Here is a 12325-nt window from a genome sequence, read left to right on the forward strand (position 1 = left end):
TAGGGAGCAATGAATGAACTTGCACTATATTGACTGGATCGTAATCGCAGCCTACTGCTGCGTAACCGTAGGCATCGGTCTTTGGTTCAGTAAACGATCAAGCTCAAATATAGAAGAGTATTTCGTTGCCGGCAGGGCATTGCCGTGGTGGCTCGCCGGTACCTCACTGGCGGCTACTTATTTCGCAACCGATGCGCCGTTGCTTGCAGCGTCATTGGTCCGCCAGCACGGAATCTTCGCCAACTGGTTGTGGTGGTACGAAGCGACCGGGGTCATGGTCATCGTGTTTTTCTACGCGAAGCTGTGGCGGCGCGCCAATATCGTCACGGACGCCGAGTTCATTGAGTTGCGGTACACCGGCAAAGCGGCAACCGCGTTGCGGACATTTACAGCGCTCTATCACGGTGTGATCAAGAACCTGGTCATCATGGGTTTCGTTCTACTCGCCATGATGAAGTTCTCGCAGGTCATGTTCGGCTTTGACCCTCTGTATACCTTGGTAGTTTGCGTTTGCGTGGCACTGGCCTATACCGTTACTGCCGGTTTGTGGGGAGTCGTCGTTACCGATTTGTTCCAGTTCATCACAGGAACTATCGGTACCGTCATCTTCGCGGGTCTGGTTCTGTACGAACTGGGTGGGCCGGCCGAGATGGCCGCGCAGATTTCCAGTATTGAAGGTGTTAATCCCGGTACCCTGGATTTGGTCCCCGACTCCGACAACATCAGCTCTCTGCAGTTTGTTTCTTACCTGGTATTGATATTTATCCTCTGGGCACGCAGTGCACAGGGCGACGGCTATCTAGCGCAGCGGCTGTTTGCCACCAAGAACGAGAAGCAATCGGTTCTGGCCGCGCTTTGGTTCAACTTTGCCGCTAACGTAATGATTACCTGGCCATGGATCGTCGTCGGCCTGGGGTCGTTGATCATGTTCCCGATAGCCACTTCTTCACCGGAATTGCTGGCCGACCCGGAACTCGCGTACCCCATGATGATCGAGCAGGTGGTTCCCGTTGGTTTGAAGGGCATCATCATTGCATCGTTCCTTGCCGCCTTCATGAGCACGATGGATACCCACTTGTGTTGGGGAGGCTCGTACATGGTTAACGATATCTATAAGCGCTTCTATAAGAAGAACGCTTCCGATAGCCACTACGTACTGGTTTCAAGAGTATCCGTTCTGATTCTGGCTGGGTTGGCGGCCATTACGGCGTGGCAAATGGAATCGATCGAGAGTGGCTGGATCTACATTCTCGAAATTACCGCTGGCCTTGCGATTGTCAATCTGCTGCGCTGGTACTGGTGGCGGGTCAATGCCTGGGCTGAGATCAGTGCAATGGCGGGAACGCTGGTGCTGGCCAATGGCATGATTCTCATCAATCTCTTGTTCAATGTCGGGCTTGTGTCGGACGGAGTGCATGCCCAACTCGACCAGTTCTACAGTTCTGACTACGACATGCTTAGAGCAACTTTCATTCTGGCCAGTTGCACAGTGCTCTGGTTGATCGTCGCATTGTTGACGAAGCCTGTGAATGCAGATCATCTGGAAGCCTTTTACCGCAGGGTCAAACCTGGCGGCTGGTGGGGTGAAATTGCTGCACGTTGCCCGGATGTCGTAATCGAAAATAACACTGCCCGCAATTGGCTGGGCTGGTTCCTGGGCGTGATCTTTATTTACTCAAGCCTGCTGGGTATCGGTTACACCCTGACAGGGAAATCTGTTTTCGGCATTATGCTGATTGGTATTTCTATCGTTGGCGCTGCGTTGACCGTTCGGATTGCGACACAAAACGTGGCGAACGAGTTTGCGGAACTATCGCTGGCAGGTGGCACGGCAGAAACCTCGAAAACATTAGATTGATGCAGGACCTCAGCTTCCGAGCAAGGCAATTGCAATAGGGTGTGAACGGATTGGTGTGGAATGGAAGTTGTAGTTTTAGACAGTGCTGATGCCGTAGCCGAGTACGGCGCGCAGCGAATTATCGGGCTTGTGAAGCAAAACTCCGCCGCGGTGTTGGGTCTGGCAACTGGCAGGACTCCTGTTGCTCTGTACAAGTGCCTGATTCGTGCGTATCAGCAGGGCGATATCAGCTTTCAGGACGTAACCACCTTCAACCTCGATGAGTATGTGGGTATCGGTGATGACGAGCCATTGAGCTTTAGCGCATTCATGCGTCGGGAGCTGTTCGATGCGATTGATATCAACGTAGAGAATACATACATCCCGAAATGCCCCGAAGGGGAAAACCCTTTTCAGGTGGGCGAGGAATACGAGCGTTCGATTGAGCTCGCGGGCGGCATCGACCTGCAGCTACTTGGTATTGGCACGAACGGGCATATTGGTTTTAACGAACCGACATCAAGTCTGGCGTCCAGAACGCGGGTCAAAACGCTCGCCGGATCTACCATCCATGACAATAGCCTGAACACCGACAAGGCCGGCATTAGCGCGGAGCTCGCTGTAACGATGGGCATCGGTACTATTCTGGATACCCGGCGGGTGCTGCTTCTTGCGACCGGGGAGGGCAAAGCACGCGCAATCAGCGCAGCCGTAGAAGGGCCAGTTTCGTCCATGTGTCCAGCGTCGGCTTTGCAACTGCACCCGAAAGTGACGGTTGTCGTTGATCAGGCAGCGGCGTCGCAGTTGCAACTCGTAGACTACTACCAGCACGTCCATCAGCAGCAGGCGGCGGTCCAGACCCGGTTTGGACATCTTGTAGTCGACCGAGCACTGACCTAGCTCGAATCGGCGTTATACGTTGCCGTAAGTGTCGATTGCCGCCTGTAATCAGTCGATCAGTGAGCGGCAGGTCGGGCCAGGTCTCCGACACAAGTTAATGACCGGGTACAGATTGCGAATCTGATCATTGTGTGCCCGCAGTCAGATGGCTCTTGCAGCCAAAAAAATGGCCCCGGTTGGGGCCATTTTCTGAACTTTCGAAATCGCCTGCGGAGCAACACTCCCCAGCACAAATCTCAGAGTGTTTCAGGCCGAAGGCAATGCATCGACAAACTCAGCCATACGTTTTTGCAGCGCTTTGTCCGGCAACTCGCCTACGCCCGCGCCCAGATTGTCGAGCATGTGGTGCGGCTTGCTGGTAGCGGGTGTGACAGTTGTGACGTCCGGGTGTGCGGCGGCAAACTTGATGAAGAACTGTGCCCAGGTCTCGGCGCCAATTTCCTTGGCCCATTCCGGCACAGGCCGGTCGCCGACCCGGTTCCAGAGCCGCGTGCGGCCGAACGGCAGGTACACGAGCACGCCTACACCACGGTCTTTCGCAACGGGAAAAATCTCCTTCGCGGCGTCCCGGTTGTCGACTGCATAGTCAACGCCAACGAAATCAACGGGCTCGTCCCGTAACACCTGGGCCAGCTCGTCGTACCGACTGGATCCCGTGAAGGTTACGCCGATGTAACGAACCCGGCCTTCCTGCTTGAGTTCTTTCAATATGCCCATCTGCGTGGGCACATCCCCGAGGTTGTGCACCTGGATAAGATCGATCGGGTCTTTGCCGATGAATCTGAACGAATCCTCAAGCTGGGCGTGCGCTTTGGCGGGGTCTGCGGCAGCACCGCCGCGTCCTGCTACGTTAAGTTTCGTTGCCCAGAAAATGTCTTTGGTCGCACCCAGTTGCTGGACAATCTCGCCGGCCACTTCTTCAGACTCGCCGTACCCGGGCGCGGTGTCGAATACGCGGCCACCGTTGTCGAGCATGGTCTTGATGACGTCACTCAGCTGATTGGTGTTGCCATCTTCTGCCAGGCGCCGGAACGTGGCTGAAGAGCCGAGGCCGACGATGGGTAGCTTTTCACCGGTCTTTGGTATCGCCCGCTGGATCAGTTGCTGGCCTTCCAGCGCCTGCAGAATGCCGACAGGCAGTGTCGATGCCGCTCCGGCAATCAATGAATACTTGAGATAGTCGCGTCGTGAAATCATTGCTTGGTCCTCACTGGTTGGCGGTTGTGCCGTCAATTTTCAGCATAGCGGAAGATCGAGGGTCAAATCTGAATGCATGGTTCCGAAAACAGTAACGTCCGATCTTAATTAAATGCCCGCGGCAACACCTATTAGAAGTGTCAAGAACGACGGCGTATCGACGTATTTGTGCGGCGGGGACCAGTGCGATCATGCTGACGCGTCACGTGGGCGGTTGGTGCTGGCAGAGCCGTGCGCTAAGATCGCGACGATGTGAACCACGCATCAATTCCAATAATCGGGGAGTTTCAATGAGTTATCGCCTGCTGACACTGCTGCTTGTCTTCGTCCTCTCTGCTTGTACGACGAGCGGGGAACTGGCCGACTACCGTGAAACGGATATTGCTACGCTGCAAGCACGGATGGAAAGCGGTGAGCTGAGCGCTGTGGCGCTGACCCAGTTTTATCTCGATCGCATTGAAGCTATTGACCGCAATGGCCCGGCGTTGAATTCAATCATTGAGATCAATCCGGATGCGCTCGCCATTGCCCGCAGCCTGGACGAAGAGCGGATGCGGACCGGTTCGCGTGGTCCGATGCACGGTATTCCCGTCGTACTGAAAGCCAACATTGATACCGCCGATCGCATGGAAACGACGGCAGGCTCGCTGGCGCTCAAAGGTCATCGGCCGCCGCAGGATGCGTTCATCGTGCAACAACTGCGCGCCGCCGGTGCAGTGATTCTCGGCAAAGCCAACCTTAGCGAGTGGGCCAATTTTCGCTCCACGCATTCATCGAGTGGCTGGAGCAGTATTGGTGGACAAACCAGAAACGCGTACGACCCGGCGCGAAACCCCTGTGGTTCATCGAGTGGTTCGGCGGTCGCGGTTGCGGCCAGTCTTGTCAGCGTTGCTATAGGCACGGAAACCAACGGTTCCATTGTCTGTCCCTCAAGTGTGAACGGCCTGGTTGGGATAAAACCGTCGTTGGGTCTCGTTAGTCGCAGCGGCATTATTCCCATCGCGCACAGTCAGGACACGGCCGGGCCGATGGCACGAACCGTCAAGGATGCGGCGATACTACTGACCGCGATTACGGGACGTGATGCCACTGATCCATTGGCGGATCATTTCCCTCCGTCTGTACCGGATTTCTCCCAGAACCTTTCAAGGAATGCATTACGCGGTGCAAGAATTGGAGTCTGGCGCGGCTACAGCGGTGTGAATAACGACCCGCGGGTTGAGGCGATTCTTGCAAACACCATCACAACACTCGAATCGCTGGGCGCGGAAATTATCGACCCTCTGGACATCGACACGGACGGTATGGGCGAGGCCGCGCGGCAAGTGCTGTACTACGAATTCAAAGAGGATTTGAAACAGTATCTGATCGCAAGCAAAGCGCCATTGCGCAGCCTTGCGGAAGTCATCGCGTTCAACGAGGATAACCGCGCTACGGCCATGCCGCTGTTTGGTCAGGAACGGATGCTGGAGGCGGAAACCAAGGGTCCGCTTACTGACCCCGAATACGTGCAGGCACTGGCGGACAGCAAGCGCATCTCACAAAACGCGATCAATGACGCGCTCAGGACCCACCGGCTCGACGCGTTGATCGCACCAACCCGCAGCCCGGCGTGGATGACAGACCATGTCAACGGTGATCAGTCGTCCGGTGTTTCGAGTTCATCGCTGGCTGCGATTTCCGGCTACGCCAGCGTAACGCTTCCCGCCGGCGATATATTCGGCATGCCAGTCGGCGTGTCGTTTATCGGTGGTGAATTCAGTGACGCAGCGCTGATCCGCTATGCCTATGCTCTTGAACAGGCGGGGTACCAGCGTCGGCCACCAGAGATCAGTCAGTAGCCGGGATAAAGAACACGCACGATTCCACTCAGTATGGTCTGCCATAGGTCGGCAGCAACGCCGTGGCCTGTCGTGCGTGTCCTTTTTCGATCCGCTATTTTGCCAGCGGGTTCGGTCTTACCTGGAAGTGTACGACGATAGGCTTCGAGCCCTTGCCACCCTCCTTTAACCACGGTGTGCGATCACCTTCCGGTACCCACAGACCCCGGCCTTTCCAGCCGGCATCCGGATCATCAATGCGGCCTTCGAAACCCTTGGTGTAAAAGCCCATCGGGTAGGGGACGCGCAAGGTGACGAACTCGTCATCAACCAGCGCGTGTACCCCATCAAACAGGTTGCCGGTGGCAATGGGCACATCCTCGCCAAGGCCCAGCGAGTTGTGCTGGTCCACCCAGGTGTAGTAACTCGACTCGACGCTGAACTGCGGCAGTTCGGCAAAGCCCGGTCCTGGCAAATCATGCAAGGTCCAGCCTTCCGGGCAATGGTTGCCCGTGGCATCGGGACCATTGAGCGGCCCTTTGCACTTGCTCCGGTCGAACTCGCCGAGGTGCCCGCTGCCGAGCGAACTCCAGACGACACCTTGTTTGTCGATATCCGCGCCGCGTACACCGAAGCCCGGCAATGGCGGGTAATACATTTCCGCGAGAGCCGTTTGGGGCGGGTTGTCGCCTGGCATCAGGCGCGTGATTGATCCCGGGTAGCGGAACGCGTTCGACCCCCAGACAGCGTTGCCATTCGGTTCGGGCATGACCGCGTAAAAACCGTTTGGCACGCGCGTATCGAGTTCTGCGTCCTGCGGTGCACCCGGCTCCGTCCACGGATCCTGTTTGCCGTTGCCGTTGGTATCGAGTATCAGCGGTGCCCAGCCTTGTGCCGCGGCGGCGTCGCCGGTTTCAAAGAACGTGGTCGTATCGAGCCAGCCCACGACATCGCCGCCACCGCTGGTCCACAAGGTATTGCGGTCGTCATACGCGAACTGCAGGTGATGTGTCCCGAAGCAGGTGTCGACGAACGTGTAGTCCTGCGTTTCCGGATCGAAGATTGCCAGATGACGACTGGCCCGGTCTTTCGGATAAAGCTGCGCTGACGGGTGCGACGAACCGGGCTTGCAGAAGTCCGGGTTGTTGGCCGCACGAATCCGCGCGGTGAGCCAGACCCGGCCGTCCTGATCAAGCATCGGATTATGGACATTGGCACGACTGTCCCAAATACGCTCATCGTTCCAGTAGGGGGAAGGTGCAACGACCGGGTCTTCGTTAGTTGTTGGCGTGTCTTCATCGCGAACCGGCAGTGCAAACTCGACGGCCGTATTCGCAACAGGATCCAGTATAGGCATCTTGTCGGTACTCAACTCGGGCGCACCGTACAGACGGCCGTAACCATTGACGGTTGGGTCGCGCCGGTCCGTGCCCGATAAATCGTGCATGTAGAATTGCGGCTCCGACCAGTCGCGTACCGTGGCGACGATGTTGCGTTCGACGCCCGTTGGTCGTGCCGGTGTGTGCGCCGGTAATTCGCCTTCAGCGATTCGGTCACTCCAGTCCGCGAGGTACTTGAACGGCAAGCCGCGCAGTCGTTCGGCTGCGATGCCGATCATGTTGTGCCCGGCCTGGCCGGAAGCGAGGCGCCGGGCCCATGCCTGTTCGGACGATTCGATATCCGCAAACGCGGCAGGCATGGTACGGGTGGCTTCGTTGCCCAACTGATGGCAACCAACGCAGCCCATGTTCTTCATCCACGTCAGGTAGTAGTTCATACCGCCGGGAAGTTCGGCAACTTCGCCTTCGCTGGGCAGGTCCATCATGGCGTACCAGTATGCAGCCGGGTAATAGCGTGCTGCCTCAGCCGGGCTGGTGGCAGTGACAGCCGTGAGGTCGAGCCGATCGCCGGGTGATGCGGCAACTCTTGCAGAATCAGTCAGTCCGTAACCGCGCACCCAGAGTTGGTAATTGGCAGCGGGCAGGTCTGGAACAAGGTAACGGCCTTCGTCATCCGTGACGACAATGCGCGCGAAGCGTGTATCGAGGTCATTCGTTTCGGCGATGACCCAAACGCCGGCTTCGGGACCGGCGGCGCTCGACACGATGCCGGCGATATCGTCCGCATCCATCGCGATGGCGGGCGATTCATTTAAAGGTTCCGGTTGGGGCGCAGAGCTTCGCTGGCAACTGGCCAACAGCGATGTCGCGACAAGTACTAGCAAAGCGCAGGTGGTACGTAGTGGCATGGCTGGACCTCCGAATCGGCGGGAACTGTTGTAAACATTATCATGCTTACTGCTGCTCGTTTTGACTTCGCTGCGTTCTTGACACTTCATGACGTGAGCAGCCGGCAGTCTGCCCGCCGAGGTCGGCAGGGAGCTTATAACCTGTGTGTCTTTCGCCGCCGTTTCGCTATAGTCCAGAAGTGATTCTGGCTCGAATCGGACACTATCGGGGGCGCAATGAACGTACGCATAGCAGGCAAATTGACAGCATTGACCGTAATCACTTTGCTGACGGCTTGCCAGCAAGGCACGCAGCAAAACGTAGCGGACCTGGTACTGACCAACGCCTACGTCTACACCGTGGACGATGCCCGGTCGGTCGCCGAAGCCGTTGCCATTAATGGTGAGACGATTGTCTTTGTTGGATCCACTGAAGACGCGACTCACTATATCGGCCCATCGACGCTTGTTCGCGACCTGGGTGGCGCAATGCTCATGCCAGGCTTGCACGATATGCATATCCACGCTTTGGGGACGGTTGAACCGGACAACTGCGACCTGGATTCAAAATCGTATTCGCTCGAAGCAATGGTGCCTGTGCTTAAAGCGTGTCTCGCTGAACACGAGATTGCGCCCGGCGAGTGGTTGATTGTCTTGCAATGGGCTTTCTCCGGGGGCAATCAACCCAGCGAAGATCTGCCGCATATTCGTGCGGCGCTGGATGCGGTGTCCACCGAGCATCCAATATTTCTGTACGGCGATGACGGTCACCACGGCGCGGCTAACAGTCTGGCGTTGTCGCTCGCAACCAATGAAGCGGGTCAAACTCTGGAGATCAACGCTCGTACGCTAGAGTCGGACTACGCGGCTTTCAGGCCCATGATCAATGTCGATGCCAATGGTGAACCGACTGGTGGCATCAACGAAGACGCGCGAACCTTGCTGCGGAGTAACTGGTTCGAAGACATGCTCGGCATGAACGGTGATCTGGACGGCACCTTGTCGCGGGTTGCTCCAAAGTTGGCCGCGAACGGGATCACGTCGTTGCAAGACGCTATTGTCACACCTGCGACACTCGCTGCGTACGGGCGTTTGGAAGAACGTGGCGAAATGACGTTCCGACTGCGGGCGGCAATGGTTGAGCCGCCGACAGAACGCATCGCCGACATTGATGCACACCTGGAGTCACTGAAGGCATTACGCGAACAATACGCAGACTATGAGTTTGTGGCTGCGGACGGGGTCAAATTGTTCGCCGATGCCGTGCTTGAAGGCAATCCGCTGACATTGCCGCCGACACTGCCAGTTGCCGCATTGCTGGAGAATTACAAGCAACCGATTTTCGCAGGTAGCGTCGATGACGGTTCATTCGATGTGATCGGCTATGTTGATCAGGATCGCGAGGTTTGTCGGTCCGTGCAGTCGAACCCGCAAAGCTATACCACGTCGGAGCGACTTGAGGCATTCGTGTCTGAGTACGGCTTCTATCCGCAGCAATGTATACCGAACAGCGGTGTGCTTGAGCACGAAGAGGCGTTTGTACGCGCGTACATCCGCAAAGCCACCGAAGCGGGTTTCCATGTGCATGTGCACGCGCTCGCCGACAAAGGTGTAAGGATCGCAGTTGATGAATTCAGCAAAGTAAAGGCCGTCGCTGATCGCAACGGTACGTCGCAGAGTCTTGCACACGTGCAACTCGCACACCCCGATGATCAGAAACGAATCGGTGAGCTCGGCATATCGGTGGTCTTCACTTTTGTGTGGGCAACTCCGGGTATTGCGTACGACATGATGGTAACGCCGTTCATTGAACAGATTGATGGTATCGCCGATCTCTACAACCCGGATACGTACTACATGCAAAACGTATACCCGGTGAAGAGCATTCAGGACTATGGCGGGAACATCGTGAACGGCAGTGATGCGCCGGTGGGTGGCCGCGACCCGATTCCGTTCGTGAGTATGCAGCAGGCGATCACCCGCAGTAACGGCGAGACAGTGATGAATACGAATCAACGTATCGATATTCATTCTGCCATTGCGGCATTTACCATGAATGCTGCAAAGCTGTTTGGTCATAGTGACAAGCTCGGCAGTATCGAGGCAGGCAGAGCCGCGGACCTTATCGCTCTGGACCGAAACATCGTAGAGCTCGCCGAGGCAGGCATGCCACAGGAAATTGGTGGTACGCAGGTCACTTTGACGATATTCAACGGCAAGATCGTGCATGACACGGCGACGAATTAGTCAGCGGGTCCCGGGATTGGTTGCGTCCGGTTGCGGCTGCAACCGGACGACTCTTGGTCAGTCCAGCGTGCCGCAATGCTGAGCGTTGCCGAGATTCGTCTTGCAAAGATTACTTGCGGGCGAATCCCGTCATCAGGGTCCAGGAGTCATGCGACTTGACTGCCAAGCTACATGGACGTCATTACCTCTATTGAAGAAGCATCTTTGTACTTGAACAAGAATCCGGTGTGGCTTCGAAGGTCTCAATTGGGTCTTGGATGGCGAGACAGGAGGTCTGCACCAAAATCAACAGGGGTTCTGAGTCAGCTGTTGTTGGTCTTATAGACGCCGGTTACCAGGACTTCGTAAGACTCCTGACCATGTATGACGAAACCATTGCGGCCGGCCGACTTCGCGGCATAGAGGGCCTGATCGGCGAGTTGCAACAACCCGGCTGGTGACCGGTTCATCTTCGGTTGTGCGAGGCCGACGCCAATACTGATAGTTACGTGTGGACTGCAGGCAGAGCCGGCGTGCTCGATCTGCAGAGCTTCGACAGCAGTACACAAGCGTCTGGCAATGTCTGAGATAGCATCGTCAGCCAGATCGAACGCCACGATTGCAAATTCCTCACCGCCATAGCGCGCGGCGATATCCAGTGGTCGGCGGGCAAATCCGGAAATGAGTGTGGAGACTTTCTGCAGCGCGCGGTCTCCGGCTTGGTGGCCGTAGTGATCGTTGTAGCGCTTGAAGTGGTCAATATCGATTAGCAAGACAGCGAGACTGGCGCGACTCCGCATTGCCTGCTGCCATACGCGCGACAGGTGTTCATCGAAAGCGCGACGGTTGCGTAAGCCGGTCAATCCATCGCGATCGGCGAGCTCTACCATTAATGCGTGACTGAGAAAACGGCGCCGATACGAGTATTCCACTTCGTAGCCGATAGTTGCGCCGAGCGCGAAGGCGATGGCCAAAAAGCCAACCGACTTTGCAAGTAGCGGCGTTGCTACGCCGATTATTGAGGCAGCTAAGGTGTAGGTCAGCAGTATGCTTGCGCCTGCAATCACGGCAGCACGAAACTGCAGGCCCATGAAAAAGAAAGTCGCGATTAACAGTAGCGTCAGCGAGGCCAGTTCTTCCGCATTGCCACTAGCCACCGAACCGGCAACGGCAAATGCAACGGCTGCGCCGAGTAACGTGGCTAACGGTTCCGCGACTCGCAAGTATGCGCGCATGTGACCCTTGCTCCAGGCGAGCCACGCTAATGCGACACTCGTTGGCAAGATGATCAACAGGTGACCCAGCACGATGCCATTCAGTGTGTTATGTGTGACAAGCTGCGCAATCGTAAAACCGATGCCGAGCAACGCGGCAATACCGGTCCATATCCGCACGCGTGGCTGCACGCGCCGCAGGTGTTCATTCAGGTATTCCGCTTCCAGCTCAGGGGACAGGCGCAAATGTCTGCGGCGATCTCGTAACTCACGGGCGTAAGCAGAATCGGGGAACTTGTCGAGGTCCAGACTTTTGGTCATTGCTGTGTGCGTCACGGAATCCGTGACATACCTGCCGATTGGCGAGTGAACAATGATAAAGATACGCCATTGACCTTGCAGTCGATAGGGATCACGTCCCGTTTTGAACCTAAAAAAAGCGGTGTTGGCGGTAACGTGAGGAACGGGCGCAGCAACGTGCGTGACAGTAAATTTGAGCCCTACGCCGCAACTGCAGCGTTGCAGACTCTGATGGCTGTGTGTGATTTGCGCATTAACAGCGCTTTGTCCCTCCATTGTCGCTAGTTGCGGAGACGATCCAGAGGACCGAGTCCGGCAACTCTGGACGCCCGGAGTACCTGGTCAATGGGCGATTACCGCGCACTCACGAACTTATCTGTCGAGCTCTGTGGACGAACTCAGGCGTGCTCAAGAACCCGCTGTTTGTTTCCGGAGGCACTAGGCTCATGGCGTTGATGGTTGATTTATCGTCCCACTGATCAAAGTACTTATATGGGGCAAATAAACCATAAGTACAAAAATAATCGCCATATAGCCCTATTGAGTTACAAAAGCCCGTTAGTGGTCGATTATTTGCGGCCGAAACTAAAGTACCGGTGACCGC

The 12325-nt window shown here is 56.4% G+C and carries 7 protein-coding genes; 4 read left to right on the top strand and 3 right to left on the bottom strand.

Translation table 11 applies throughout. The features are described from left to right. The first annotated feature begins 13 nt into the window (after positions 1-13). Entirely contained in the window at positions 14-1858 is a 1845-nt protein-coding gene (locus AC0L8N_RS12805; RefSeq protein WP_473668071.1) for a sodium:solute symporter family protein, read from the top strand. A 60-nt stretch (positions 1859-1918) separates the two neighbouring features. Beyond that, on the top strand, positions 1919-2737 hold the full coding sequence (gene nagB, locus AC0L8N_RS12810; protein ID WP_473668072.1) for a glucosamine-6-phosphate deaminase: 819 nt from the start codon (positions 1919-1921) through the stop codon (positions 2735-2737). Positions 2738-2983: 246 nt separating this feature from the next. Here nagB and AC0L8N_RS12815 read toward each other — a convergent pair whose 3' ends face one another. Further along, complete coding sequence (locus AC0L8N_RS12815) at positions 2984-3934, bottom strand: aldo/keto reductase (protein ID WP_473668073.1); 951 nt, start codon at positions 3932-3934, stop codon at positions 2984-2986. Between the two features lie 290 nt (positions 3935-4224). Between AC0L8N_RS12815 and AC0L8N_RS12820 the strand changes: the two genes are divergently transcribed. Beyond that, positions 4225-5775: an amidase gene (locus AC0L8N_RS12820; protein WP_473668074.1), complete on the top strand. Its 1551-nt coding sequence runs from the start codon at positions 4225-4227 to the stop codon at positions 5773-5775. A 94-nt stretch (positions 5776-5869) separates the two neighbouring features. Here AC0L8N_RS12820 and AC0L8N_RS12825 read toward each other — a convergent pair whose 3' ends face one another. Then, the gene (locus tag AC0L8N_RS12825; protein ID WP_473668075.1) at positions 5870-8002 is read right to left on the bottom strand and encodes a carboxypeptidase-like regulatory domain-containing protein; all 2133 of its coding nucleotides are present in this window, start codon (positions 8000-8002) and stop codon (positions 5870-5872) included. Between the two features lie 216 nt (positions 8003-8218). Between AC0L8N_RS12825 and AC0L8N_RS12830 the strand changes: the two genes are divergently transcribed. Then, positions 8219-10228 carry an amidohydrolase gene (locus AC0L8N_RS12830; RefSeq protein ID WP_473668076.1) on the top strand — a complete coding sequence of 670 codons (2010 nt, stop codon included), beginning with the start codon at positions 8219-8221 and terminating at the stop codon, positions 10226-10228. 302 nt (positions 10229-10530) lie between these two features. Here the strand turns inward: AC0L8N_RS12830 and AC0L8N_RS12835 are convergent, their stop codons facing one another. Beyond that, positions 10531-11742, bottom strand: coding sequence for a GGDEF domain-containing protein (locus AC0L8N_RS12835; protein WP_473668077.1), 1212 nt, complete (start codon positions 11740-11742; stop codon positions 10531-10533). Positions 11743-12325 lie beyond the last annotated feature (583 nt).

Source organism: Woeseia sp. D3-10 (assembly GCF_055809415.1).